Origin of the sequence: Burkholderia sp. IO2, assembly GCF_029522185.1 — a bacterium.
In the GTDB taxonomy this organism is placed as follows: Bacteria; Pseudomonadota; Gammaproteobacteria; order Burkholderiales; family Burkholderiaceae; genus Burkholderia; species Burkholderia cenocepacia.
This window is the reverse complement of sequence record NZ_JAKWFH010000001.1, coordinates 62,316-89,122: the sequence shown is the minus strand read 5'-3', so window position 1 is coordinate 89,122 and position 26,807 is coordinate 62,316. Positions and strand designations below refer to the sequence as shown.

At 67.1% G+C, this 26,807-nt stretch carries 21 protein-coding genes and 2 pseudogenes; 15 read left to right on the top strand and 8 right to left on the bottom strand.

The features are described 5' to 3' along the window. Window positions 1–246 precede the first annotated feature (246 nt). Together MMB92_RS00370 and MMB92_RS00365 are read left to right on the top strand one after the other, a co-directional pair. Entirely contained in the window at window positions 247–1,773 is a 1,527-nt protein-coding gene (locus tag MMB92_RS00370; RefSeq protein WP_109342402.1) for a sigma-70 family RNA polymerase sigma factor, read from the top strand. A 182-nt stretch (window positions 1,774–1,955) separates the two neighbouring features. After that, on the top strand, window positions 1,956–2,837 hold the full coding sequence (locus MMB92_RS00365) for a helix-hairpin-helix domain-containing protein (RefSeq protein WP_048985789.1): 882 nt from the start codon (window positions 1,956–1,958) through the stop codon (window positions 2,835–2,837). A 154-nt stretch (window positions 2,838–2,991) separates the two neighbouring features. Here the strand turns inward: MMB92_RS00365 and MMB92_RS00360 are convergent, their stop codons facing one another. Next, window positions 2,992–3,420, bottom strand: a complete 429-nt coding sequence (locus MMB92_RS00360; protein ID WP_264834979.1) for a helix-turn-helix domain-containing protein — start codon at window positions 3,418–3,420, stop codon at window positions 2,992–2,994. Window positions 3,421–3,559: 139 nt separating this feature from the next. On the opposite strand from MMB92_RS00360, the gene MMB92_RS00355 reads away from it, so the two are divergent. Next, on the top strand, window positions 3,560–4,057 hold the full coding sequence (locus MMB92_RS00355) for a DUF2938 domain-containing protein (RefSeq protein ID WP_112750651.1): 498 nt from the start codon (window positions 3,560–3,562) through the stop codon (window positions 4,055–4,057). Between the two features lie 56 nt (window positions 4,058–4,113). Here MMB92_RS00355 and MMB92_RS00350 read toward each other — a convergent pair. Both MMB92_RS00350 and MMB92_RS00345 read right to left on the bottom strand, forming a co-directional pair. Beyond that, window positions 4,114–5,052: pseudogene (locus MMB92_RS00350) on the bottom strand (tetratricopeptide repeat protein). Window positions 5,053–5,240: 188 nt separating this feature from the next. After that, complete coding sequence (locus MMB92_RS00345; protein WP_006484698.1) at window positions 5,241–5,681, bottom strand: MarR family transcriptional regulator; 441 nt, start codon at window positions 5,679–5,681, stop codon at window positions 5,241–5,243. 135 nt (window positions 5,682–5,816) lie between these two features. On the opposite strand from MMB92_RS00345, the gene MMB92_RS00340 reads away from it, so the two are divergent. Next, entirely contained in the window at window positions 5,817–7,346 is a 1,530-nt protein-coding gene (locus MMB92_RS00340; protein WP_058902994.1) for a DHA2 family efflux MFS transporter permease subunit, read from the top strand. Window positions 7,347–7,376: 30 nt separating this feature from the next. Here MMB92_RS00340 and MMB92_RS00335 read toward each other — a convergent pair whose 3' ends face one another. Continuing rightward, window positions 7,377–8,891, bottom strand: a complete 1,515-nt coding sequence (locus MMB92_RS00335) for an acetyl-CoA hydrolase/transferase family protein (protein ID WP_006495070.1) — start codon at window positions 8,889–8,891, stop codon at window positions 7,377–7,379. A 650-nt stretch (window positions 8,892–9,541) separates the two neighbouring features. Between MMB92_RS00335 and MMB92_RS00330 the strand changes: the two genes are divergently transcribed. From MMB92_RS00330 to MMB92_RS00285, 10 genes and pseudogenes are all read left to right on the top strand, one after another. Then, window positions 9,542–10,225, top strand: a complete 684-nt coding sequence (locus MMB92_RS00330; protein ID WP_277562449.1) for a CDP-alcohol phosphatidyltransferase family protein — start codon at window positions 9,542–9,544, stop codon at window positions 10,223–10,225. Beyond that, complete coding sequence (locus MMB92_RS00325) at window positions 10,222–11,031, top strand: 2OG-Fe(II) oxygenase (RefSeq protein WP_034202480.1); 810 nt, start codon at window positions 10,222–10,224, stop codon at window positions 11,029–11,031. The genes MMB92_RS00330 and MMB92_RS00325 overlap by 4 nt, the downstream gene beginning before the upstream one ends. Next, window positions 11,028–12,029, top strand: coding sequence for an HpnL family protein (locus MMB92_RS00320; RefSeq protein WP_006484682.1), 1,002 nt, complete (start codon window positions 11,028–11,030; stop codon window positions 12,027–12,029). The genes MMB92_RS00325 and MMB92_RS00320 overlap by 4 nt, the downstream gene beginning before the upstream one ends. Before the next feature lie 35 nt (window positions 12,030–12,064). Beyond that, on the top strand, window positions 12,065–12,832 hold the full coding sequence (locus MMB92_RS00315; RefSeq protein ID WP_006492690.1) for a phosphocholine cytidylyltransferase family protein: 768 nt from the start codon (window positions 12,065–12,067) through the stop codon (window positions 12,830–12,832). Then, window positions 12,829–14,517 carry a phosphoenolpyruvate mutase gene (aepX, locus tag MMB92_RS00310; RefSeq protein WP_006484687.1) on the top strand — a complete coding sequence of 563 codons (1,689 nt, stop codon included), beginning with the start codon at window positions 12,829–12,831 and terminating at the stop codon, window positions 14,515–14,517. The genes MMB92_RS00315 and aepX overlap by 4 nt, the downstream gene beginning before the upstream one ends. Beyond that, window positions 14,514–15,695, top strand: coding sequence for a phosphonopyruvate decarboxylase (aepY, locus tag MMB92_RS00305; RefSeq protein WP_006484696.1), 1,182 nt, complete (start codon window positions 14,514–14,516; stop codon window positions 15,693–15,695). The genes aepX and aepY overlap by 4 nt, the downstream gene beginning before the upstream one ends. Beyond that, the gene (locus MMB92_RS00300) at window positions 15,695–16,759 is read left to right on the top strand and encodes a 2-aminoethylphosphonate aminotransferase (protein ID WP_058902990.1); all 1,065 of its coding nucleotides are present in this window, start codon (window positions 15,695–15,697) and stop codon (window positions 16,757–16,759) included. The genes aepY and MMB92_RS00300 overlap by 1 nt, the downstream gene beginning before the upstream one ends. Before the next feature lie 366 nt (window positions 16,760–17,125). Beyond that, the gene (locus MMB92_RS00295) at window positions 17,126–18,724 is read left to right on the top strand and encodes a hypothetical protein (protein ID WP_277562448.1); all 1,599 of its coding nucleotides are present in this window, start codon (window positions 17,126–17,128) and stop codon (window positions 18,722–18,724) included. 108 nt (window positions 18,725–18,832) lie between these two features. Beyond that, window positions 18,833–19,052: pseudogene (locus tag MMB92_RS00290) on the top strand (IS3 family transposase); the annotation flags it as partial. A 272-nt stretch (window positions 19,053–19,324) separates the two neighbouring features. Then, window positions 19,325–20,146, top strand: a complete 822-nt coding sequence (locus tag MMB92_RS00285) for a multidrug ABC transporter ATPase (protein WP_277562470.1) — start codon at window positions 19,325–19,327, stop codon at window positions 20,144–20,146. Window positions 20,147–20,173: 27 nt separating this feature from the next. Here MMB92_RS00285 and MMB92_RS00280 read toward each other — a convergent pair whose 3' ends face one another. Next, window positions 20,174–21,325 (bottom strand): acyltransferase, encoded by a 1,152-nt coding sequence (locus MMB92_RS00280; RefSeq protein WP_058902988.1) that lies wholly within the window; start codon window positions 21,323–21,325, stop codon window positions 20,174–20,176. 324 nt (window positions 21,326–21,649) lie between these two features. Here MMB92_RS00280 and pip point away from each other — a divergent pair, with 324 nt between their 5' ends. Next, complete coding sequence (gene pip / locus MMB92_RS00275) at window positions 21,650–22,582, top strand: prolyl aminopeptidase (RefSeq protein ID WP_006484702.1); 933 nt, start codon at window positions 21,650–21,652, stop codon at window positions 22,580–22,582. Between the two features lie 68 nt (window positions 22,583–22,650). On the opposite strand, the gene MMB92_RS00270 is transcribed toward pip, so the two are convergent. From MMB92_RS00270 to MMB92_RS00260, 3 genes are all read right to left on the bottom strand, one after another. Next, window positions 22,651–22,923: a hypothetical protein gene (locus tag MMB92_RS00270; protein ID WP_058903590.1), complete on the bottom strand. Its 273-nt coding sequence runs from the start codon at window positions 22,921–22,923 to the stop codon at window positions 22,651–22,653. Between the two features lie 175 nt (window positions 22,924–23,098). Continuing rightward, a complete protein-coding gene (locus MMB92_RS00265; RefSeq protein ID WP_226245392.1) occupies window positions 23,099–24,154 on the bottom strand; it encodes a transglutaminase family protein in 1,056 nt (351 codons plus the stop codon). Beyond that, the gene (locus MMB92_RS00260; RefSeq protein ID WP_277562469.1) at window positions 24,148–26,754 is read right to left on the bottom strand and encodes a circularly permuted type 2 ATP-grasp protein; all 2,607 of its coding nucleotides are present in this window, start codon (window positions 26,752–26,754) and stop codon (window positions 24,148–24,150) included. Before MMB92_RS00260 ends, MMB92_RS00265 begins: the two co-directional genes overlap by 7 nt. Window positions 26,755–26,807: the final 53 nt, after the last annotated feature.

The following is a 26,807-nucleotide window of genomic DNA, read 5'->3' as shown; positions in this document are numbered from 1 at the left end:
AGCTTACGTCCCCTGCAGATTTCCGCGCGTATGATCCGTTACTTTTTGTTTCCTGCCCTGGACGGCAGGGCGGGCACGCCGCGTGCTGGCCCGTCCGCGGCGCCGGCGTTGAAGTTGGCGCAAATGCCCTCAACTTGAACGATGTCGGCTGACCGGCGCGGACGGGCGTCCGCGACCCACCGGCAACCGCAAACCGGCGAGCTTCGGCCCGCCCCAGACAGGAACGCGGCTCGCGCCGCCATCGACATGACTACGCCACGCCCCACTCCCCGGGCGGACACACCGCTCGATCCGATCATCCAGCTGCTGGCGCTCGCCGGCGAGCAGGGTTATCTGACGCACGCCGACCTCGTCGACGCGCTGCCGCCCGAAAGCGACAGCCCCGACGCGCTCGATGTCGTGCGCGCCGCGCTGGCCGACATCGGCATCGCGGTACTCGACGAGCCGGCCGTGCCCGCGCCGTTCGCCGGCGCGGCGCCGGTCGAGGTCGACCGCGACGCGCTCGACGAAGGCCGGGCCATGCTCGGCGACCTCGCGCGCGGCACGAGCGCGTCGACCGATCCGCTCGCGCTCTACATGCGGCGCATGCACGCGGTGCCGCTGCTCACGCGCGAAGGCGAAATCGTGCTCGCCCGCGAGATCGAGACGGGCCGCCATCAGGTGCTGCACGCGATCGCCGGCTATCCGCCCGCGGTCGACGCGCTGCTCGAGCGTCATCGCGCGACGGGCACGACCGGCTCGCCCGATGATGACGACGCCGACGCGCCCGTGCCCGCCCGCTACGACACGCTGCAGGCAGCGGTGTCGGCGCTGCGCGAGGCAGTGCATGCGCATGGCAGCCGTTCGGCCGAATACCGCGACGCACGCAACCACGTGGCCGCGCTGCTCGGTTCGCTCGCGTGGGTCGCGCCGGCCGTCGACGACGCGAGCCGTGTCGTGCGCGCGCTCGCGGCCGCCCCGCATGATCCGTCGGCAGGCGACGCGGCATGCTTCGACGCGGTTGCACGGCGCGCGCTTGCTGCCGCGCTGAGCGACGGCCAGCAGAAGGTGCGCGACGCGACGCGGGCGATGCTCGAGGCGAACCTGCGGCTCGTGCTGTCGATCGCGCGCAAGTACCTGAACCGCGGCGTCGACCTGTCCGACCTCGTGCAGGACGGCTGCCTCGGCCTGATGCGCGCGATCGAGAAATTCGAATACCGGCGCGGGTTCAAGTTCTCGACCTATGCGACCTGGTGGATTCGCCAGGCGATCGCGCGCGCGGTCGCGGATCGCTCGCGTACGATCCGCGTGCCGGTGCACGTCGGCGACCAGTACCAGCGCGTGCAGCGGCATGCGCTGCGCTTTCGCCAGCGCACGGGCCGCCGCGCCACGCCGGCCGAGCTCGCGGCCGAAACCGGCCTCGCCGAAGACAAGCTGCGCGCGGTGCTCGCGCTGCCCGCCGAGCCGGTCTCGCTCGACACACCGCTGCCGGACGCGGACACCGGCCTCGTGGAACTGATCGAGGATCAGGCATCGGCCAGCCCGTTCGAGCAACTGGCCGACACGCGCATGCGCGACTGCGTGCGGTCGCTGCTGCGGTCGGTCACGCCGACCGAGGCCGACGTGCTGCGCCGGCGGTTCGGCCTCGGCGGCGCCGAGCCCGACACCTACGACGCGATCGCGCAGGATGCGGGGATGTCGCGCGAGCGCGTGCGACAGATCGAGAAACGGGCGCTCGCCGCGCTGCGCACGGCCGCCGAGGCCGAGAACGCGCAGTCGTTTCTCGACGCGTAACCGCATCGCGCGCGGTGCACGGTCATGCCGCGTTCCGGCACGACCGTGCGCTGCGTGCCTGTGTTACGTTTGCCATTGACGCGCATCAAGTTTTCTTCAGCGCGCGTCGCGACAATGATTGACAGCCGACCGGCGCATCGCTCGCCGCGTCCATTCCGTTTGTGCTTTCCGGGTCCCTTGCCATGCAGTCGACCGTCAGCCAGACGTACGAGGAAAACCGGCCTGTCGCGGCCTGCCTGCGCGAGGCCGCGCAATGGCTCGTCGACCAGGGCGCGAACCCGTACCGGGTCGCCGCTTACCGCGCCGCGGCCGATACGGTCGACGCGCTCGACCGCGACATCCGCAGCGTATTCGACGCCGGCGGCGTCGAGGCGCTCGGCGCGCTGCCCGACATCGGCACGGGCGTCGCGCAGGCGATCGCCGAGCTGCTGGTCACGGGACGCTGGCGCCAGCTCGACCGCTTGCGCGGCGACGCCGAACGCGTGTCCGCATTCGAAGCGGTGCCGGGCATCGGCCACGCGCTCGCGCTGCGCATTCATGACGCGCTGCACATCGACACGCTGGAGGAGCTCGAACGCGCGGCCCGCAACGGCCAGCTCGAAACGATCGCGGGCGTCGGCCCGCGGCGCGCGGTCGGCATCCGCGCCGCGCTCGACGACGTGCTGAGCCGGCGCCGCCGCTGGCAAGGCCACATGCAAAGCGCCGGCCCCGGCACGGAACCGCCCGTCGAACTGCTGCTTTACATCGATCGCCAGTACCGCAACAAGGCGGCCGCCGGCGTACTGCCGACGCTCGCGCACCGGCGCCTGAACGCGGACGGTTACGTGCCGCCGCCGGTGATGCACATGACGAAAGGCGGCTGGCATTTCACGGTGCTGAGCCAGCATGCCGCAATGCGTACGCCGGAAGCCGGCCGCCCGACCGACTGGGTCTCGCTCTATTTCTACGACGCGGTGCAATGCGAGCACCAGCGCACCGTGTTCACCGAAACGTACGGCGCGCTCGTCGGCAAGCGGATCGTGCGCGGGCGCGAGATGGAATGCCGCGTGTATTACGCGGGATGAGTCGGGCGTCGGCGGCGCTTCGCTGACGTCGAAGGCGGCACGGACCGGCAGCGCCGTCTCGCGATTCGGCACGTACGTCGAACCCGTCACGTCACCACGTCACCGCCCTTCCGTCGCATGGCTACCGAACCGCCCGCCTCGCGCAGGCTCGCCGCTACGCGACACCTTCCGCCTTCGCACGGCGCGCCGGATGACGATGCGCGGCAATGCGCAACAGCTTCTGGAACGACGGGCATTCGAGATGGTTCGCCGCCGGGCACACGGCCGCATGCCGCAGCGCATCGCGCACCGCACCGAGACGGCGGATCGTGCGGTCAAGCTCGTCGGCCTTGCCGTCGAGCTTCGCGCGGTCGATCGCGGGCCGCCCCTGCGCGCCGACCATCGCGAGGATGTCGTCGAGGGAAAAACCGGCCCCCCGACCGAGCGCGATCAGCGCCAGGCGCTCCAGCACCGATTCGTCGTATTGCCGCCGCAGCCCGTGCCGGCCGATCGGAACGATCAGCCCTTTTTCCTCGTAGTAGCGCAGCGTCGATGCGGGCAATCCCGTGCGCCGCGCGACGTCCGCAATGTCCAGTCGGCTCATGCTTGACCTCAAGTTCACTTGAAGTTGCAAGATAGTCGCTCGACTCCATAAAGACAAGCCGGACCGCCATGAAACCGTTGAACCCGCGTCGCATTCCGCCGTGCCGCATCGCCGTCATCGCTCGCTGCGGAGGTGCGCGATGAGCCCGTCCGACGTCCTGCTCAAGCTGCTGTTGATCGGCGCGGGCGCCACGCTCCTGATGGACCTGTGGACGCTGTTCCGACGGCGTGCGTTCGGCATTCCGTCGCTCGACTACGCGCTGGTCGGCCGCTGGCTCGGCCACATGACGCACGGCCGGTTCCGCCATGCGTCGATCAGCGCCGCTGCCCCCGTGCCCGGCGAACGCGCGCTCGGCTGGATCGCGCATTACGCGATCGGCATCGCGTTCACGGCACTGCCCGTGCTGATCGCCGGCCCGACGTGGATCGATGCGCCGACGCCGCTTCCCGCACTCGTCGCCGGGCTCGCGAGCGTGGTCGCCCCGTTCTTCGTGATGCAGCCGGCGTTCGGCTTCGGCATCGCGGCGTCACGCACGCCGCAACCGGGCGTCGCGCGCCGGAGCAGCCTCGTCACGCATCTGTCGTACGGGGTGGGGCTGTATCTCGCGGCGTACCTGCTCGCGGCGCTGACCCGTTGAGCTGCGCGCCGGCGTATCCCCAGCCGCGCCTGTCCGTCTCCAGCAAACCGACGAGATCAGCCGCCGTCGCCGCGCTGCGCCGTGTCCTCGTAGCGATCGAGCGCGTCGAGCAGGTTGCCCGGCCGGCTCATCTCGGCCCTTAGCCGGGCGGCCTTCTCGATATCGGCCGGCGCGGTGAGCTTCGCGCCCTGATCGAGGTACGCCTGAGCGCGCGTCTCGCCGGCGGCGGCAGCCAGGCCCAGCAGCGCGTTCGCGGCGATCGGATCGTGCCCGGCACCGCCACCCGCGTAGTACTGCACGCCCAGCCGGAACAGCGAGGTCGCGACACCCTGGGCCGCGGCCAGCCGATACCATTTCACCGCTTCGACGTCGTCCTGGCGCACGCCCTGCCCGTTCTCGTACATCAGCCCGAGATTGTTCTGCGCGTTCGCGTAGCCCTGCTCCGCGGCGAGTCGATACCAGTTGAATGCGTCGGTGTCGCTCTGCTTCACACCGCGCCCGCTGTCGTACAGGTAGCCGAGGGCGTTCTGCGCCTGCGGATCGCCCTGATCCGCCGCGCGTCGATACCATTTGGCGGCTTCCGCGGCATCCTGCGGCACGCCGGTCCCGGCGTCCTACATCAACCCCAGATACAGTTGCCCCCTGGGCAGGCCCTGTTCGGCCGCACGCCGGTAAAGCCGCACTGCTTCCGCACTATCCTGCGGCGCGCCTTCGCCGTGCTCGTATGCGCGACCGAGATTGCACAACGCATTGCCGTGGCCCTGTGCGGCCGCACGCCGATACCAGTTCACGGCCTCCGCCCGGCTTTGCTCGACGCCGACGCCGGTTTCGTACAGCGTACCGAGGTTGTTCTGCGAGGCCGCATCGCCCTGGTCGGCGGCCCGCCGATACCATTTCGCGGCTTCGGCGGGATTCTGCTCGACGCCGTCGCCGTGCTCGTACATCAGCGCGACGTCGAATTCGCCGTCCAGGTCGCCGCGCTTCGCCTTCTCCATCGCCGCGTCAAAGGCCGCGGGCGCATCGTCGTGCCCGAGCCAGACGATGCCGATCCCGAGGATCAGTGCGACTGCGAGCGCGATCAGGATCGCAATACCGGCCTTCCGGCCGATTCGTCGGGCCTGGATCATCTCTCGGTGTTCTCTTTTTTGTGGTTGCAAGCGGTGCGCCCGACCGGGCGCCCGCGTCATTCGCCGCCGCAGTCGATCAGGTTGCGCCGCACGCGCCCGAGCAGCCGCACCAGCGTCTCGCGCTCGTCGGGCGTGAAGCCGCGCAGGCCGTCGTCGGCGACGGTATCGCCCACTTCCAGCATCTGCGGAAAGATCTCGCGCGACTTGTCGGTCAACCGGATCACGAACGCACGGCGGTCGTCGTCGTTCGCCATGCGTTCGATCCAGCCATAGCTTTCCATCCGGTCGAGCAGCCGCGTGAGCGAGATCGGCGTGATCTCGAGCCATTCGGCGAGCCGCGCCTGGTTCATCTCGCCCTTCCACGTCAGGTACGCGAGCACGCGGCTTTGCGCCCGCGTCAGCCCGATGCGCTTCGCGCGCCGGTCGAACAGGCGCCCGTTCAGGCGGGCCACGTCGGCGATCAGGTAACCGATCCGGTTCTCATAGGTCTTGTCCATGCGGCGATTATAGGGTCAAGCCGGAACCGGCCCGCGGCTCGCGACCCGGCGATAAGCGGCTATATAATAAGCGTGCTTATAATTTGCGCCATACCGGATCGCCGCCCACGGCGACCGCCCCACGGAGACACCCGCTTGAACCCCGCCGCCGACGCCCCCGCCTCGCCCGCCCTGAACCGGCCGATGCTGACCCTGTCGATCATGCTCGCCACGCTGATCCAGACCCTCGACAGCACGATCGCGAACGTTGCGCTGCCGCACATGCAGGGCACGCTGTCCGCGTCGCAGGACGAAATCACGTGGGTGCTGACCTCCTACATCGTCGCCGCGGCGATCGCGACGCCGCTCACCGGCTGGCTGTCCGACCGGCTGAGCGTGAAGCGGCTGCTGATCGTGTCGATCGCGGGCTTCACGGTGGCGTCGGCGCTGTGCGGGCTGTCGGAGACGCTCGTGCAGATCGTCGGCGCGCGGCTGCTGCAGGGCGTGTTCGGCGCGGCGCTGGTGCCGCTGTCGCAATCGATCCTGCTCGACATCAACCCGCGCGAGAAACAGGGCCAGGCGATGGCGATCTGGGGAATGGGCGTGATGGTCGGCCCGATCCTCGGCCCGACGCTCGGCGGCTGGCTCACCGACAGCTACAACTGGCGCTGGGTGTTCTTCATCAACGTGCCGGTCGGCGCGTTCGCGCTCGCCGGCGTGATGACCTTCCTGCCGGCGCGCGCGCCGCGTCCGCACGTGAAATTCGACGCATTCGGCTTCGCGACGCTCGCGCTCGCAATCGGTGCGTTCCAGGCGATGCTCGACCGCGGCGAACAGCTCGACTGGTTCGGTTCGTACGAGATCCGCATCGAGGCGCTCGTCGCGGCGCTCGGCTTCGCGTTCTTCCTCGCGCATACGGCGACCGTCGGCAAGGCGTCGTTCTTCAAGTCGGAACTGCTGCGCGACCCGAATTTCGCGACGGGCACGCTGTTCATCTTCGTGGTCGGCGCGGTGCTGTACGCGACGCGCGCGCTGCTGCCGCCGATGCTGCAGAACCTGATGGGCTACCCGGTCGCGACGACGGGCCTCGTCACCGCGCCGAGCGGCGCCGGCACGATGATCGCGATGCTGTTCGTCGGCAGGCTGCTGAAATACGTGGATGCGCGGATGCTGCTGCTCGCGGGGCTGTCGATTTCCGCGCTCGCGCTGTGGCAGATGATGCAGTACACGGTCGTGCTGTCCGAAGCGGACATCGTGTGGCCCGGCGTGATCCAGGGCTTCGGCCTGGGGCTCGTGTTCGTGCCGCTGAGCGCGCTGTCGTTCTCGACGCTGCCGCCCGAGCTGCGCGCGGACGGCACAGCCACCTACAGCCTGATGCGCAACATCGGCAGCAGTATCGGCATCTCGATCGTGCAGACGCTGATGACGCGCAACACGCAGGTCGCGCATGCCGACCTCGCGACCCACGTCACGCCGTTCAACCCGGCCGTGCAGGCGATCGCCGGCAGCCGCGTCGATCTCGCGCTGCTCGACCGCACGATCAACCAGCAGGCGACGATGATCGCGTACCTGAACGACTTCAAGCTGATGTTCGTCGCGACGCTGCTGATGATTCCGCTGTTGCTGCTGATCCGCCCGCCGCAGAAAACGGCGAGCGTCGACGTCGCGCACGCGGCGATGGACTGACGGGCGCGCATGCGCCCGTCCGCAGCCGCGTCAGGCCTTCATCGTCCCGGTGCGCACGTAGCGCTCGTGCCACGACAGCGCCTCGGCGAGCAGATGCGGCGTGTGCTTGCCGAAGCTGTCGCGCGACGCGCGCTCGAAGTAGTCCTCGAGCATCGGACGGTAGTCGGGGTGCGCGCAGGTCGCGATGATCTTGCGCGCGCGCTGCTTCGGCGACAGGCCGCGCAGGTCGGCCAGCCCCTGCTCGGTGACGACGACCGCGACGTCGTGCTCGGTATGGTCGACGTGGCTCGCCATCGGCACGATCCGCGAGATCGCCCCGCCCTTCGCTGTACTCGCCGACATGAAGCACGACAGGTAGCCGTTGCGCGCGAAGTCGCCCGAGCCGCCGATGCCGTTCTGGATCTTCGTGCCCATCACGTGCGTCGAGTTCACGTTGCCGTAGATGTCGGCTTCGATCATCCCGTTCATCGCGATGCAGCCGAGGCGGCGCACGAGCTCCGGATGGTTGCTGATCTCCTGCGGACGCAGCACGATCTTCTCGCGGAACGTCGCGATCTCGTCGGCGAAACGCTGCACGGCGGCCGGGCTCAGCGACAGCGCGGTGGCCGACGCGAAGCTCAGCGTGCCGTCGTCGAGCAGGTCGAGCATGCCGTCCTGGATCACCTCGGTGTAGGCCGTCAGGTTCGAGAAACCGGCCGAGCTGAGTTCCGCGAGCACCGCGTTCGTGATGTTGCCGACGCCCGACTGCAGCGGCAGCAGGTTTTCCGGCAGGCGGCCGCGCTTCACTTCGTGACGCAGGAAGTCGATCAGTTGCAGCGCGATCTGCTTGGACGTCGCATCCGGCGCGGTGAATGCATTGCTGCGATCGGGCGCGTCGGTCTCGACGATCGCGACGATCTTGTCGGCCGGGCAGCGCAGGTACGGCTCGCCGATCCGGTCGTCGCTCTTCGTCAGCGGAATCGGCTTGCGATGCGGCGGCAGCGCGGTGCCGTAATAAATGTCGTGCATCCCGTCGAGGCCGAGCGGCTGGCGCGCGTTCACTTCGAGGATCACGTGCTTCGCGCGCTCGAGCCAGGTCTTGTTGTTGCCGATCGACGCGGACGGGATCAGCAGGCCGTCCTCGCGGATGCCCGCGACTTCGACGATCGCGACGTCGAGATCGCCGTACAGCCCGAACCATGCATATTGCGCGACGTGGCTCAGGTGGACGTCCTGGTAATCGACTTCGCCGCCGTTGATCTTGTCGCGCAACGTCGGGTCGGACTGGTATGGCAGCCGCATCGAGATGCCGTCGGTGCGGGCGAGCGCGCCGTCGAGTTCCGGGGCGGTCGACGCGCCCGTCAGCACGTTGATCCGGAAGTCCTCGCCGCGCGCGTGCGCCGCATCGATGTGGGCGGCGAGCGCGGCCGGCACGGCCTTCGGATAGCCCGACCCGGTGAAGCCGCTCATGGCGACGGTCATGCCGGGACGGATCAGCGCGGCGGCTTCGTCGGCGGTGCGGACGAGCGAACGCAGGGCGGGAGCGAGGATGCGTGATGAAGACATGGCTGGTTTCTGACGCTTTGATCTGTTGACGTCGCGGGGGGTGTCTCCTGAGCGACATGAAGCCCTTGGGGCCGCCAGGGGCGGCCGGCACCACAGGCACGGTCGGAGTATCGCAGAGGCCATCGCCGCGAAATGTCCGCTGGATGCAAAAGATCCTTGCCGGATTTGCCGGGTATCGAACGACCGTTCTGTGACAGGCGATTCGCCCGCGCCGCATGCACGCGAAAGGTGCGCGAAAGCATCGACGCGAATCGCGGGCTCCCGATCATCGCGCCGCGCGCTTCAATCGACGGATTTCCGTCGACATTGACGACCTGTGGCTCGGTAATGGCCGATACCTGCCCGGCGCGGCCGATTGTCGCCCGATGCGGCTTTTCCGGGCCTGACCGAGATCAAGGTCGCATGCGTTGCGCGCCGCCCGCCGACCGACGCGAAAAACACCGCCTCGCCGCCCTGCGAGGCCCGTCCGGCCTTGACAGTCGCGCGATGCGGACCACACTGGAAGACGAGTCCGGCCACCCCGTCGGCCGCCCCGTTCGCACGTGCGTTTTTGAACCGGCCGATGCGCGCAAGACGCCGTAACACTCCCGCATGTCAGGACATTGATCGAATAAAAAGCAACAAATTACAATTCCGTATATATTTCGCCGATGGACCAAAGAAAAACCGCCACACGCCCCGAGCCACCGCTGCCACGCACCTGGGATGCGCGGCTCGCGCGCTCGCTCGTCCGACCGCTCGTCGATACGCCGGTCACCCCGAATCACCTCACCACCCTTCGTCTGCTGATCGGCCTCGCCGGCGCCTGGTGCCTCGCGCAAGGCGGCTTCGGCTGGAGCAATGCAGGCGCGTTCCTGATCGTGTTGTCGAACTTCGTCGACCACACCGATGGCGAGCTCGCGCGCATCAGCGGCAAATCCAGCAAGATCGGTCATTTTTACGACCTGGCGGCCGATGCGCTCGTCACGGTCGCGCTGTTCGTCAGCATGGGGGTCGGCATCGTCGCCCAGGGCGGCCAGATGGCCGCGTCGCCGGTGCTGCTCGGCGCGGTGGCCGGCGCGGCCGTCGCGCTGATTTTCTTCCTGCGCATGCGGATCGAATCGATCGCCGGCAAGGCCGGTACCAAGCAGGCGTTCGCCGGCGGCTTCGAGACCGAAGACGTGCTGTACCTGCTGCCGATCGTGACGCTCGTCGACGGCGTCGAGCCGTTCCTGCTCGCGGCATCGATCGGCGCCCCGCTGTTCGCCGCATGGATCGTGATCGACTGGTGGCGCATCGTGCGCCGCGGCAGCACTGTTCCGCAGAACCCCTCTGAAATCCAGGCTTCCAAATGACTTCTAGCACGCGCGACGATACCGTGCTGAGCCCGGCACGCCCCGCGCCCGTGCGCGCGGCCGCGGCCGATCCCGATCGCACCGTGGCCGACTGCGTCGGCCAGCTCGACCTCGACCGCCTGCGCGGCGACTACACGCGCCAGGGCTCGTTCCTCTACCTCGACGCCTTCCTGCCGCCCGACGCGCACGCGAAGCTGGCGGACGCCGCCCGCGCGATGCAGGCCGGCCTGAACCGCAATTACCTGCCCGGCCACAAGCAGGGCGGCAGCGTGAGCCGCCATACGATCGACGAGCAGGCGCCGTACATCGCGGAGCTGTATCGCTCGAAGGCGCTGATCGGCTTCCTCGAGAAAATCACGGGCGACAAGCTGATGCTGTCGCCGGACGACGATCCGCACGCGTACGCGCTGTATTACTACACGAAGCCCGGCGACCACATCGGCTGGCACTACGACACGTCGTACTACGACGGCCGGCGCTACACGCTGCTGATCGGCGTGATCGACGAATCGTCGTGCCGGCTCGACTACGAGCTGCATACACGCAACCCGGACGTCGCCGACGAACCGGGCTCCGTGCAGATCGCCGACGGCGGCATCGTGCTGTTCGACGGCGACAAGCTGCGCCACCGCATCACGCCGCTCGGCCAGAACGAAATGCGCGTGTCGCTCACGTTCGAATACGTGACGAACCCGGGCATGCGGCCGTGGAAGCGCTTCATCTCGAACATGAAGGATGCGATCGCGTATTTCGGTTTCCGCCAGGTGTTCAAGCAACTGGCGACGCGACGCACGACCGGGTCATGACACGCGCCGGCCTCATCCTGCTGTCCCTCGGGACCGCACTCTTCATCGCACTCCTGGCCTGGCAGGGCGTCGGCGCGGTCGCGTCCACGTTCCTCGCGGCCGGCTGGGGCCTCGCGCTCGTCGCGGCGTTCCACGTCGTACCGCTCGTGATCGATGCGTTCGCGATCTCCGTGATGTTCCGCCGCGGGCAGCCGGGCGCCGAACTCGGCAACGCGCTGCGCGCGCGCTGGGTCGGCGAATCGGTGAACAGCCTGCTGCCTGCCGGGCAGATCGGCGGCCCCGTGCTGATGGTGCGCCACCTCGCGCAGCGCGGCACGCGGATGGCCGACGCGGCCGCCGCCGTGACCGTCGGCACGACGATGCAGGCGCTCGCGCAGATGGCGTTCGCGCTGATCGGGATCGCCGCGTTCAGCCTGTATGCAACGCACGAATCGGTCGCGCACCTGCGTACGCCCGCGCTGATCGCCACCGGCGTGCTCGGCGCGCTCGCGGTGATGTTCTATCTGGCGCAGCGGCGCGGGCTGTTCGGCCGCGGCCTGCGCCTCGCGTCGAAACTGCTCGGCCCGCGCGACTGGTCGTCGCTCGCCACGCGGGCCGACGCGATCGACGACGCGGTCGGTGCGCTGTACCGCGATCGCGCGAAAGTCGCGAAGACCTTCGCATTGAGTCTCGTCGGCTGGATCGTCGGCACCGCGGAAGTGTGGCTCGCGCTGCACTTCCTCGGGCATCCGGTGAGCTGGCTCGACGCGCTGCTGCTGGAAAGCGTCGGCCAGGCGATCCGCGGCGCGGCCTTCGCGATCCCGGGCTCGCTCGGTGCGCAGGAAGGCGGCTACCTGCTGCTCGCGCCGCTGGTCGGCTTGCCGCCCGACGCGGCGCTTGCGCTGTCGCTCGCGAAGCGCGCGCGCGAACTCGCGCTCGGCCTGCCCGGCCTGCTCTATCTGCATTTCAGTGAAAGAAACTGGCAGCGGCGCCGTGCGCCGCAGCCGCTCGCCGACTGATCGTTCAGATCGCCGGCTTTTTGGTTGGAGAACCCATGCGAGCCATCATTCTTGCGGCAGGCCTCGGCTTGCGCCTGCAACAACCGCCCGAAGCGCAGTTCCCGAAGTGCCTGCTGCGCTTCGACGACGTGTCGCTGCTCGAGCGCCATCTGCGCGTGCTCGACGCCGCGGGCGTCGACGAGATCGTGCTCGGGCTCGGCTTTCAGCACGAGAAGGTCGAGCAGGAACTGAAGCGTCTCGGCCGCCAGGCCGAAATCGTGATCAACGAGCGCTACGACCTCGGCAGCGTGCTGACCGTGCATACCGTCGCCGATGCGATGACGCGCGGCGGCGACGTGCTGCTGATGGACGCGGACGTGCTGTACGACGAGAACATCCTGCACGCGCTGGTGGCCGATGCCGACCAGGCGGTCGACCGCCTGCTGATCGACCGCGACTTCGAGGCCGGCGACGAGCCCGTCAAGCTGTGCCTGAAGAACGGCGTGCCGGTCGAGCTGCGCAAGCAGCTCGCGGTCGATCTCGACTACGACACGATCGGCGAATCGGTCGGCTTCTTCCGCTTCACCGAAGGCACCGCGCGCCGCCTCGCGACGATCGTCGCGGGCTACGTCGACAGCGGCCGCGCGAACATGCCGCACGAGGAAGCCGTACGCGACCTGCTGCTCGAAGGCGGCCATTCGTTCGACGTCGCCGACGTCACCGGTTCGCCGTGGATCGAGATCGACTTCCCGAACGACGTCGCCCGCGCGACGCAAGACATCCTTCCCCTGATTCAACGCACCACCGCAGGAGCCGCACGATGAACGCACGCGAACCCAACTTCACCGAATCGCGCAGCGCGCGCCTGCGCCGCATGCTCGTCAGCAGCGACCTCGAATTCCTGATGGAAGCGCACAATGGCCTGTCCGCGCGGATCGTCCGCGAGGCCGGCTTCAAGGGGATCTGGGCGTCGGGCCTCGCGATCTCCGCGCAATTCGGCGTGCGCGACAACAACGAAGCGAGCTGGACCCAGGTCGTCGACGTGCTCGAGTTCATGGCCGACGCGAGCGACCTGCCGATCCTGCTCGACGGCGACACCGGCTACGGCAACTTCAACAACGTGCGCCGCCTCGTGAAGAAGCTCGAACAGCGCGGCATCGCCGGCGTCTGCATCGAGGACAAGCAGTTCCCGAAGACGAACAGCTTCATCGGCGGCGAGCGCCAGCCGCTTGCGGAAATCGACGAATTCTGCGGCAAGATCAAGGCCGGCAAGGATTCGCAGACCGATCCCGACTTCTCGATCGTCGCGCGTGTCGAAGCGCTGATCGCCGGCTGGGGGATGGACGAGGCGCTGCGCCGCGCGAACGCGTACGCGGAAGCCGGCGCCGATGCGATCCTGATCCACAGCAAGCTGTCGCGCCCCGACGAGATCCTGCAGTTCGCGCGCGAATGGAGCGGCAAGGCGCCGCTCGTGATCGTGCCGACCAAGTACTACAGCACGCCGACCGACGTGTTCCGCCAGGCCGGCATCAGCACCGTGATCTGGGCGAACCACCTGATCCGCGCGTCGGCCTCCGCAATGCAGGCGACCGCGCGCGAGATCCACGAAAGCGAAACGCTGATCAACGTCGAAGACCGCGTCGCATCGGTCAACGAGATCTTCCGCCTGCAGGACGCCGACGAATACTCGGCGGCCGAGCGCATCTACCTGTCGTCGTCCTCGCGCGCGTCGAACGCGGCGATCGTGCTCGCCGCGAGCCGCGGCAAGGGCCTGGAAGCCGTGACCGAAGACAAGCCGAAGGTCATGCTGCCGGTCGCCGGCAAGCCGCTCTTGCGCTGGCTCGTCGACGGCTTCAAGACGCATGGCGTGAACGACATCACCGTGGTCGGCGGCTATCGCGCCGACGCGATCGACACGTCGGGCATCAAGCTCGTCGTCAACGAGCGCCATGCGCAGACGGGCGAGCTCGCGTCGCTCGCGTGCGCGGCCGAACGCCTGACCGGCGACACCGTGATCTCGTACGGCGACCTGCTGTTCCGCAGCTACATCGTGCGCGACCTCGCGGAAAGCGAAGCCGAATTCAGCGTCGTGGTCGATTCGTCGCTCACGGAGTCGACGAACCAGAGCGTGCGCGACTTCGCCCTCTGCTCGGCGGCCGACGATCGCGGCCTGTTCGGCCAGAAGACCTACCTGCAACGCGTATCGAGCGACGTCGCCGCGGGCACCCCGCACGGCCGCTGGATCGGCCTGCTGAACGTGCGCGGCGCCGGCGTCGACCGGCTGAAGGCGATGCTCGCGACGCTGCAGGCGCGCCCTGATTTCGACACGCTCGACATCCCGTCGCTGCTCAACGAGCTGGTCGCCGCGGGCGAGAAGATCGAGGTGCAGTACGTGCATGGCCACTGGCGCGGCGTCAACGATCTGGAAGACTTCCGCCGCGCGGGCGACTTCGCGCACGGCCAGACGCCGCTGTCCGAGCCGGGCGCCGGCAACGGGGGCGCGCAATGATCGAAGCGGCCCAGTTCGTCGAGGCCGCGCGCGAACGCGGCTTCGACTGGTACGCGGGCGTACCCTGCTCGTACCTGACGCCGTTCATCAATTACGTGTTGCAGGACCCGACGCTGCACTACGTATCGGCCGCGAACGAAGGCGACGCGGTCGCGCTGATCGCGGGCGCAACGCTCGGCGGCAAGCGCGGAATCGCGATGATGCAGAACTCGGGGCTCGGCAACGCGGTGAGCCCGCTCACGTCGCTGACCTGGACGTTCCGCCTGCCGCAACTGCTGATCGTCACGTGGCGCGGCCAGCCGGGCGTGGCCGACGAGCCGCAGCACGCACTGATGGGCCCGATCACGCCCGCGATGCTCGACACGATGGAGATCCCGTGGGAGACGTTCCCGACCGACCCCGAACAGGTCGGCCCGGCACTCGACCGCGCGATCGCGCACATGGATGCGACGGGCCGCCCGTACGCGCTCGTGATGCAGAAAGGCAGCGTCGCGCCGTATGAACTGAAGGCGAACCCGGCCGCGAAGCCGCGTGCGCACGTCGCCGCGCAATCGGCGTCGCGCGCCGCATCGACCGACGCATGGCCGACCCGTCACGACGCGCTGCAGCGCGTGATCGCGCATACGCCGGTCGATTCGACCGTCGTGCTCGCGTCGACCGGTTTCTGCGGTCGCGAGCTCTATGCGCTCGACGATCGCCCGAACCAGCTGTACATGGTCGGCTCGATGGGCTGCGTGACGCCGCTCGCGCTCGGCCTCGCGCTCGCGCGCCCCGACCTGCGCGTGGTGGCCGTCGACGGCGACGGCGCCGCGCTGATGCGGATGGGCGTGTTCGCGACGCTCGGCACCTACGGCCCGGCCAACCTCACGCACGTGCTGCTCGACAACGGCGCGCACGAATCGACGGGCGGCCAGGCGACGGTGTCGCAACATGTGTCGTTCGCCGGCGTCGCGGCCGCCTGCGGCTACGCGTCGGCGGTCGAAGGCGATACGCTCGACGTGCTCGATGCGACGCTCGCCGCAACGAGTGACGGTGCGCAATTCGTCCGCGTGGCGATCCGCACTGGCGTGCCCGACGGCCTGCCCCGCCCGACCGTCACGCCGGTCGAGGTCAAGACCCGTCTGATGCGGCACATCGGCGCCGCGCAGACCGAAGCCCACGTTGAAGGAGCCCATTGATGCTGCTGCTGAACCCCGGCCCGGTCACGCTCACCGAACGCGTGCGCCGCAGCCTGCTGCAACCCGATCTGTGCCACCGCGAAAGCGAATTCTTCGACCTGCAGGATGAAGCGCGCACGCGCCTCGTCGCCGCGTACGAACTCGATCCGGCCGAATGGGCGGCCGTACTGATGACGGGCTCGGGCACGGCCGCCGTCGAGAGCATGATCGCGGCGCTCGTGCCGCAGGACGGCAAGCTGCTCGTGATCGAGAACGGCGTGTACGGCGAGCGGATCACGCAGATCGCGACGCAGTACGGCATCGCGCATGACGTGTTGAAGCATGAATGGATGCAGGCGCCCGATCTCGCCCAGATCGGGGCGAAGCTCGATGCGGGCGGGTATTCGCACGTCGCGGTGATCCATCATGAAACGACGACGGGCCGGCTGAACGATCTCGGCGCGATTGCAGAAGTGTGCCGTGCGCGCGGCGTGAAGATGCTCGTGGACGGCGTCAGCAGCTTCGGCGCGGAAGCGATCGACTTCGCCGGCGGCGTCATCGATGCGGTTGCCGCGACCGCGAACAAATGCCTGCACGGCGTGCCGGGCGCGGCGTTCGTGATCGTGCGCCGTAGTGCGCTCGCGAAGGCCGCAAGCCGGACTTACTACCTCGATCTCGGTCGGCTCGCGAAGCTGCAGGATCAGCGCAATACGCCGTTTACGCCTTCCGTGCATGCGTATTACGCGCTCGTCGAGGCGTTGCGCGAGTTTGACGAGGCTGGCGGCTGGCGTGCCCGGCATGCGCATTACAAGGCGCTTGCCGATCAGGCGCAGGCAGGGCTTGCTGCGCGCGGGATGCCGCTGGTGCTGCCGGAAGGTGCGTCGTCGGTCGTGCTGCGTGCGTATCGGTTGCCGCAGGGTGTCACGTACGAGACGCTGCACGACGGGTTGAAGGCGCGCGGCTTCGTGATTTATGCCGGGCAAGGCGGGCTGTCGAAGGAACTGTTCCGGATCTCGACGATGGGCGCGATTCAGGCGGCCGATGTCGAGCGGTTGCTGGAAGGGTTTACGGCGCTGACGCGGTGAGCGTTGTCCGCACCTTCGTCTACGAAAAGGCCCGCAAGGGCCTTTTTTATTCTTTGCAAACTCGGGGCGCTTTGCTGGTGTTCGGCCAGTAGCAAACTTTAGGGCTACCCCCGCAATTGGTAACATTTCAACTACATATCAACCGTGAGTTAAAGAAATGTTCGGCTATGCCGATAAACCAAGGTAGCCGTTCGCCTCCGTGCAACCCGCAATCTAGCTCCTGAGAATATCCAGGCTCGTATCAGGAACTAGCCGCCTCGTTCGAGCTACCACGTGGAATGAGGTTATGAAGCGCTTCATGTTTGGGTGCGAACGCCCTAAGGCTGGACAGATTTAAACAAAAAACAACTGATTGAGGAGCCCGGAGTGCTTGTTTACAGTAGTAGCTTCATATTGGCCCCCAAGAAGGGGCCGCATCAAATCATCGACCTTATCGCACGCTGGATGGGCAAACGCTCCGGAAGCTTCATTACGGCTAATGATCTTATATTGGGGACCACGCGAAAACGCTTAAAAGACGGTAGTACCGTTACATCTCGTGCGTCTAAGTTCGACCCTGCAACACCCCTCGTCCCATTTATCTTCAGCACCGAGTTGTCGCATCGCGACGATCAGGTGCCTGGCCGGCTATGGACCACCGGAATTGGGTTGCGTCAGGCAACTCAGGATAGTCCTGTGGAATGTACGTTCCTGCTCAAGACGGACGAGGCAAGCGCTAGGGTGTCTTCCCCCATCCAAGTCACGCGCCCCCGTATCGTGCTTGACGTCGTGACTCAATGCCAACCCGCGGGCACAACACCTGGACTCAAGATCAAACAGTTGGACGAAGACAGCGCTAGCGCCTTTTTGGCTGAGGTAGAGCGCGAGGATCGGAGTTACCCAATCGTCGTCGTCAGTGCACGGAGAGATGGAAACTATCTGGTTCAGCCGGAGCGAATTCGCTCGTTGCTCGTTGGCATTGCCGATGTCGTCCAAGTTGCGCCGATTGTCAATACTTTTGAAATCGAAAAAACGCTTGGTAAGAAATACGGAGCTTGGGGAGGCGCTATCAACGTGCTTTCACGATCCAAGGTTGGCCGTAACGGCGTTTACTGCGACAGCTCTTTATATCGACCGGACCGACTGACTGACTTGACAGAGGCGGGGATCAACCTTGATTCGGAGATCCTTTCAGCAGTTACACATCAAACTAACGTACCCGCTTCATGGCGCCATATTTCGCTGAGCGTTGTCGACCAAGCGGTGTTGCGCGATCAACTAGCAAGCGCCGTTGAAAGTGCGAAACAGACTGACGGTGACGCTGGGTACATCAAGCTGCTTGAAGATGCGATGGATCAAATGACGGCCAAAGACCTATCCATCAGCGAGTTGCGAGCTCAAGTGCAGGAACAGAACGAGCGCATCAACGAATTGGATGCGAGTGTCCAAAGCTTGAAGTACTCCTTGGCAGGCCTTAGCCAAGCTGCCGCCGGACCCGACGACGAAAGTCTAGAGGTAATTCAGCCACTTCGCGAAGCCGTTGGCATGGTGGTTACTGGCGCCCCTACCCTTGAGCAGTCTTTGACTATCATCCGCACTCTCTTTCCAGATCGCGTCGTGGTCTTAGACTCGGCCGTTTCATCGGCCAAGGAATCCGAGTCTTTTCTCTATGCCAAGAAGGGTTTCGAGCTTCTCTGGAAGCTTGCAAACAACTACTGGCCCGCAGTTTCAGGTGGAGGAGGAGATGCAGAGGGACGAAAGGTCTTTGGTCAGAAGGCTTACGCCCAAAATGAAGCCAACGCATTGAGCAACGACGGTAAGCGTCGACGTACCTTTGAGTATAAGGGGCAAGATATTTTGATGGAAAAACACCTAAAAATTGGGATAAAAGACAGTGTTGCCGAAACACTTCGGGTGCATTTCGAATGGGTCGGGGCTGACAATGTAATTGTCATCGGGTATTGCGGGAAGCATCTCGATTTTTAATTATTGCACTGATCTGCTCTAGAAATCCTGGACACAAATGAGTTTTAGTGTTTCAGAGGCAATTTTCCCAATAGGAACGGAAGGTTGGCAATGAAGCGCAAGCAATAACTGAAGCAACTTCAGGATGAGAACGAACGGCTCAAGAAGCTAGTTGCGGAACTGAGTCTGGACAAGGCCATCCTGCAGGATATCGCCACAAAAAGTGGCCGCGCCCGCGCTGAAGAGACAGGCAGTGAGCTACATCGTGGCTCACTACGGTCTTCCGACGCAGCGGGCGTGCCGGTTGGTCAAGCTGACCTGCCCCCGTCGAAGCACATCTTACTGGAAGTGAGGCCAACATCACTAGGCGCATCGGTAAAATCGAGCGCAACTTGGTTCCCAACTGGAGTCAAAAGACGCGATGAACTGTTTGTTGGTGACAGCTGGGTGCTCGTTTCTAAGGGTCTTCCCAAACCAACTCCGGCCACTCAGCCGGCAAACCTTGGTAGTCGCGGTCGCTGCAAAGCAGTCGCTTGATGTCACTTGATTTGACTAGACGAAGTACCGGCGGAGATCGCAATTGACACCCACTAAAATCTTTGAAAAACCTTTTCTATTGTGATCACGACAATTTTTCGCTTCGCGCCACTGCTAGCGTTCATAGCCACTTCGACCTCCCAGGCCGCTGACAGCCAGTCCTGCGACGACACTGCCGTCACAGCCATCGCCCGCTGGGCCGGCATCGCGAGCGCCCGCATCGCCACGCGCGACGCGGACCGGCTCGTCGTCGCGTCGTCGTGCAAGGCCATGCCGAACGCGCCGGAAACGACGATCGCGGCCGTCGCGTTCGATTCGCTGCCGAAGAGCAAGAACCCGGACGAAAGCAAAAAGCTGCAGGTCGTCGCGCTCGTCGAAGGCGGCAAGGTCGTCGCGGCCGATCGATCGGTGGTCGAAGAGGATGCGGCGACGGAGATCGACGAGAACAGCTACCGCATCGATACGGCGCCCTATCGGCTGTCGCCCGACGTGCGTGCGTTCGGCGTCGTGTTTACCAGCAGCGCGCGTGGGCCGAGTTGCCCGGATGCGAACACCGGTGAAGAGTTGACGCTGTGGGTGCGTGAAGGCGGCCATATCCGCCCCGTGTTCGGCACGAATCTGTACGGCTGGGTCAGCGTCGAAGGCGACGCCTGCGGGCCGGGTGCGGGCGATGCGCGCAGCGAAGCGGCCCGCATGACGATCGCCGTCGAGAAAACGTCGAGCCACGGCTTCGCCGACCTGTCGATCACGGCGCACATCACGAAGACGCAGCGCAAGAACGGCGATTACTCGGATACGGGCAAGCGCACGGCACGCACGATCGTCCACTACGACGGCAAGTCGTACGGCATCGATATGTTCCGTAACTTCTGGTACTCACCCGCCGCGATGAAGCGCTTCAATTAAGGCCGGGGAAATCGCCGCCCCGCCCGCCTACTCCACCGCCTTCGCCCCGATCGCGTCGGTCGGCGTAGGCATCCGCAACGCGTCGTCCCGCACGCGTCGCCCCTCGCGCGCCGTATAGCGATCCTTCAGCCTCAGGAACGGTTTTTCGACGAGGAAATAGCTGGCGGTCGCGGCAATCAGTGCCCATACGATACCGAGCGGAAACGCGTGCGGCACAGGCACGCGCGGATTCGCAAAAGGCTGCTGCCACAGATAAAGACTGAACGAAATCGTGCCGACGAACACCACCGGCCTGGCGCGCAGCCAGCGCGCGCACCAGAACCCGCTGCGGAAATTCAGCACGACGATCACGATCGCGATCAGCGCGGCTTCGATCGTCACGCCGTACGTCGCATTCCAGAAGCCGCCGAGCCGGTGTTCGGCGAGCGGCATGCCGAGCAGCACGACGAACACGAGCGCCGTCACGATGCGCGCCTCGCCGCGCCACGAACCGATCCACGCTTCGAGCCGTTCGCGGTTGAGCGACGCATAGCAGCCGATCAGGATCGGGTCGACACCCGTGTGCAGCATCATCCCGAGTTGCCCGCGCAGCGCGGGCGCGACGAAATACGTAATGGCACGCACGAGCGGCACGATGAGGATCAACGTGGCCAGCCAGCGCGTGCCGGTGCGGCGCATGCCGAACGCGAACAGCAGCGGCCAGAACCAGTAGAACTGCTCCTCGAGCGCGAGCGACCAGAAATGGCCGAGGTACCACGCGCCGTCCGGATGCAGCGCGTTGTCGCCGGTCAGCCCGAACCACGCCGAGTAATTCCACAGGTGCAGCGCCGCATAGAGCCACTGCCGGCGATCGACGTCGAACCCGCCGACGAACGCCACGATCGCGACGGCCGCGAGATACACGTAGCAGGCCGGCCAGATGCGCAACGCACGGCGCACGTAGAACGACGTCAGTGCGATGCCACCCGTACGCGCGAATTCGGCGCGCAGCACGTTGGTGATCAGGAAGCCGCTCAGCACGAAGAAGATCAGCACACCGAGCCGGCCATCGGCGATCAGCCTCAACGGCGCATACCAGCCCGTATAGCCGCCGGGCAGCACATGCTCGGCATGACCGACGACGACCATCGCGACCGCGACGGCGCGCAACCCGGTCAACTGCGTGACGCGATGGTTCATCGGCTGGTTTCCGTTGGCACGGTGGAAGAGCGGGAATGGGCCGGCGCCCGCTTGGCACGCCGACCTGCCGCCGGGATTTTGTATGAAAAATATCGGAATGAAATTGCTTCAAAAATCCGCGCGGCAAACATCGCCGGCGACACGCGCCACAGCGGGCCAACGTCCGGCGCAGCGAATGGGCATAATGACAAGCCTTGCCGGCGGCGGCCGGTCCGATGCCCACGCAACGAATTTTGCGGCGCAGCAATTCAGGCCGTACCGTACCGTCCGCACGCGGGCCTGCGCCTCGTCCGCCTCGTGTCCACCCTCACCCGGAGCCTGCCTGTGTACCCACCGATCGAACCCTACGCCCACGGCCACCTCGACACCGGCGACGGCCACCGCATCTACTGGGAGCGCTGCGGCAACCCGGCCGGCAAGCCCGCCGTGTTCCTGCACGGCGGCCCCGGCGCCGGCTGCGGACCCGACCATCGCCGCCTGTTCGATCCCGAGCGCTACGACATCCTGCTGTTCGACCAGCGCGGCTGCGGGCGCTCGACGCCGCATGCGAGCCTCGAGAACAACACGACGTGGGACCTGGTCGCCGATATCGAACGCCTGCGCGAGATGGTCGGCGCCGAGCAATGGCTGGTGTTCGGTGGCTCGTGGGGCAGCGCGCTGGCGATCGCGTACGCGGAAACCCACCCGGAACGCGTGAGCGCGCTGATCGTGCGCGGCATCTTCACGATGCGTCGCGCGGAACTGCTGTGGTACTACCAGGAAGGCGCGTCGTGGCTGTTCCCCGATCACTGGGAAGACTTCCTCGCACCGATTCCGGAAGCCGAGCGCGGCGACCTGATGGCCGCCTACCATCGCCGGCTGACTGGCGACGACGAAGCCGCGAAGCTCGAAGCCGCGCGCGCGTGGAGCATCTGGGAGGGCCGCACGATCACGCTGCTGCCCGATCCCGCGCTCGCCGCGCACTTCGCGGACGGCCACTACGCACTCGCGTTCGCGCGGATCGAAAACCACTACTTCGTGAACAAGGGCTTCGTCGAGGAAGGCCAGTTGCTGCGCGACGCGCATCGGCTCGCCGGCATTCCGGGCGTGATCGTGCAGGGCCGCTACGACATCGCGACACCCGCACGCACGGCGTGGGAGTTGTCGAAAGCGTGGCCGGACGCGACGTTCGAGATCGTGCCGGGCGCCGGGCATGCGTACAACGAGCCGGGGATTCTGGAGGCGCTGGTCGCGGCGACGGACCGGTTCGCCGCCTGAGCATCATAACAACGCGACACGACGCGGCGCGTGCTGCCATGCCTACCGGCATGCCCACGCGCCGCCGATCACAGCGCCGCTTCGACGATCGTCCGGCCGCTGATCGCCCGCTCGACGAGCTGTTCGTCACCGACCTTGCGGATCGCATCGTCGAGCAACCCTTCCGGCTCCTCGGTCGCCACCTTCAGCAGGCCCGACAGCCCGCGTGCGTCGAGCACCACCAGCGTCTCCATCGAATCCGCGCGACTCACGAGCACGCGACGGAACGCCGGGCCCGCGCCGAAGCTCGCGCAAAGCGAAATCGTCTCGCTGCCGAGCGTGTAGTCGAAGTGCTTGATCATGGTCTGCCGCCGTTGTGTGGAAATGGCGACGCGCGACGGCGCGGCGCCGTGACGTCGACGCACCCGCGCGTGCCGCCGGCGCGCCGGACCGGAATCCGAACCGTTCGCCGGCATCACCATGCTAGGCGTGCAGTATTAACGAAGACTTAAAGCGCGAGCGCCCCGCGCGGCGGCCTCAAGCCGCATCGAGCGGCTCAACCGTCACCCCGACCTTCAGTTCCTGATCCGCCCCGCCGCCGCGGATCACGCCGCGCAGCGGCGTCACGTCCGCGTAGTCACGCCCGATCGACAGCATCACGTAGTCGTCGCCCGGCGCACGATCGTTGGTCGGATCGAGTTGCAGCCAGCCGCCATCCTCGGGCCACGCCGGGTCGTACACCTCGACCCACGCATGCGACGCGTCCGCACCGATCAGCCGCGGCTGGCCCGGCGGCGGCTGCGTGAGCAGGTAGCCGCTGACGTAGCGCGCGGCCAGCCCGAGCGAACGCAGCGCGCCGATCATCACGTGCGCGAAATCCTGGCACACGCCCTTGCGCAACCGCAGCGCGTCGAGCGCCGACGTCGTGATGTCGGTGCTGTTCGGCGTGTACGCGAAATCGGCATGCACGCGCCGCATCAGGTCCCATGCCGCCTGCACGAGCGGCCGTTGCGGCGTGAAGCTCGCGGCCGCGTACGCGGCAAGCTCGGCGTCGCACGCGACGTGCGGCGACGCGAACACGAACTCGCTCGCCGGGTCGTAAGGCTGCCCCGCGCGGAACCGCAAGCGCTCGCGCACGGCCTCCCATGCGGTGGCATGCGCGGCGTCCGGGTTCGCGATCGCAGGCGGCGGCTCGCCGCGCGCGCCGAGCGACCACACGGGCGGCGTCACGCGCACGGTACTGCGGCTGCGCACCAGCAGCGTGTCGTGCGGCAGGTTCAGCGCGAACGACGCGCGCGCATTGCCGAACGCGTCGAGTTCGGTGCCGACCGATTCCGGTGCGGGCTCGATGTCGAGCGAGAACGACAGCACCTGCTGGCGCGGCGTCGCCAGCGGTTGCAGGCGTGCCTGGTGCTGCGCGGATTCGACGCGCGCCGCGTAACGGTATTCGGTGTCGTGCGTGACGCGCAGCAACCGGCCCGGCGCGACGGCGGCCCGTGCGTCGCTTGCGGCCGCCGTCGGTGCGGCTGCCTGCCGTGCGTTACCGGAGCCGGAACCGGACGGCGTTTTCGGCACGCCTTTCGTCGTCACCATAGCGTCCTGCCCGCTTCGCGCACGTGGCTGAAATAGCGCTCGCCAATCCGGTTCGACAGTTCCCACACCGCCTTCGCCGTCGTGTCGAGCGCCGCGAGCAGTTTGTCGTGCCGGCCGCCTTCGGTGGTCTCGCACAGCTCGTGCAGCGACCATGCAGGCACATCCGGAATCGTCTCGGCCAGCTCCGACAGCGCATAGCCTTCGCTGCGCTCGACCTTCGTCAGCCGGCCACGCAGCGCCTGCACGACCCAGCCGAGCGAGCGCGGGTTGTCGGTATCGAGCACGACGAGCGACAACAGCGGCGCGACGTCGAAGCCGCGCTGGAACCGCGAACGAAACGTGATCGTGCTGTCGAACAGTTCCAGCACGAGTTCGAAACCGTCCTGCCGGTGCACGGCCCCTTCGTCGAACGCGAACTTCAGCACGCTGCACAGGAAATCGAGCCGGTCGATCTGCCGGCCGATCGACAGCAAGCGCCAGCCGTCGTCGCGCGTCATGTTGTCGGTCTGCGCACCGGTGATCGCGCCGAGCAGCAGGCCGAGGCGTTCCAGCAGCTGCAGCGCGTCGTTGCCGATCTGCTCCTCCGCTTCCGGTTGTCCTGCGCTATCCGCGAACAGTTGCGTCGCGTCGTCGATCAACCGCCATTGATCGCTCGACAGCCGTTCGCGGATCGCGGCAGCCGCGCCGCGCATGCCGAACAGGCACGACGCGATCCCCGACGTGCGATCGGCGCCGCGCGTCAGCGATGTCGCCAGCGCGTGCTGGAACGCGCGCGGCGCATCGACGGCGTGCGGCGCGTCGGCCGCGATCAGCCCGGTGTCGCGGCACAGCGTGTCGATCAGTTCGAGATGCGCGGGGCTGTCGACGTCGTCTTCGCCGCGCAGCCGTTCGAGCGCGGCACGCGCGAGGCGCATCAGGTTGGTCGCGCGCTCGGTATAACGGCCGAGCCAGAACAGGTTTTCCGCCGCGCGACTCGCGATCGCACGCGGCCGCTCGACGAGATCGTCGGGGCCGAGGTGCGTCTGCAACAGCGTCGTCGAATCGACGATGCCCTCGGTCATCACCCACGTATCGACGGTGCTGCCGCCACGCGGCATCGGCGCGTTGAACAGCGTGTCGCGCGTGCCGACCCGTGACAGTCCGCCCGGCAGGAGCCGCCAGCGCTGCGCGCCGTCGGCGAGCGCGAACACGCGCAGCAAGAGCGGTTTCGGCACGATCCGCGCGCTGCCGTTGCCGTCGGGTGCGTCGGGCCGCGGCCAGGTCGGCGCCTGCGACAGCGGCAGATCGGCCTGCACCGTGTAGTGTTCGGGCCGCGCGAGAATCCGCGCGCGCCATTCCGCCAGTTGCGCCGGCGTGAGCCGCGCGCCGATCACCGGCTCGAATGCACCGCCTGCCTGCACGTCGGGTGGATAGGATGCCTTGACGATGCCACGCGCGAGTTGCGGCAGCGCGTCGTCGCACGCGGCCGCCTCGCCGCACCACCACGAATGCACGGCTGGCAGCGTCAGCGTTTCGCCGAGCAGGCCTTCCGCGAGACGCGGCATGAAACCGAGCATCGCCGGCGATTCAAGGAAGCCCGAGCCCGGCGCGTTCGCGAGCAGCACGTTGCCCGCGCGCACGGCCTGCAGCAGCCCCGGCACGCCGAGCATCGAATCGGGCCGCAGTTCGAGCGGATCGAGCCACGCGTCGTCGACGCGCCGCAGGATGCCGTGCACCGGTTCGAGCCCGCTCAGCGTCTTCAGGAAGACGTGATTGTCGCGCGCGGTCAGGTCGCCGCCTTCGACGAGCGTGAGGCCGAGATAGCGCGCGAGATAGGCATGCTCGAAATAGGTCGCGCTGTGCGGTCCCGGGGTCAGCAGCACGATCCGCGAGTTCTTCGCGGCGGGGCTGAGCGACTGCATGCTCTGCAACAGCGCACGGTAGGCGGACGCCAGCCGCTGCACGCGCAGCCCGCGAAACCCGCGCGGAAAGAGCCGCGACACGATCAGCCGGTTTTCGAGCAGGTATCCGAGCCCGGTCGCGCCCTGCGTGTGCTGCGCAACGATCCGCCACTGCCCGTCCGGGCCGCGCGCGAGATCGAACGCGACGACGTGCAGCCACGTATCGCCCGGCACGCGTGCGCCGCGCATCGCGCGCAGGTAGCCGGGATGACCGGTGACGAGCGCGGGCGGCAGCAGCCCGCGCTGCAGGATCGTCTGCGGCCCGTACAAATCGGCCAGCGTCGCGTTGAGCAGCCGCACGCGCTGCAGCACGCCGCGCTCGATCACGACCCAGTCTTCGGGCGTGACGATCAGCGGTAGCAGGTCGAGCGACCACGGCCCGGCCGCGCCGTCGCCGGCGCGTTGCTCGTGCAACTGGTAGAACAGGCCGTTCTCGCGCATGCGCCGGTGCAGCGCGTCGGCGCGGCGGTCGAGGTCGGCCACGCCGTCGCTGCCGATCGACGTGAAGAAGCTGCGCCACGCGGGCGCCAGCGCGGGCGCGTTCAGGCCGGCCGCGCTGCCGCGCAGTTCGTCGTAGCGGCCGGCGGCGGCCGGCGCCGCGAGCGCGGCGGCCAGTTCGGCGGCGTCCGGCTGCGCGCCGGTATCGAAAAGCGTGGGCATCGCGTCGAGGGCGGCGAGATGATCGAGGTCAATGGGCGGCACGATGTCGTTCC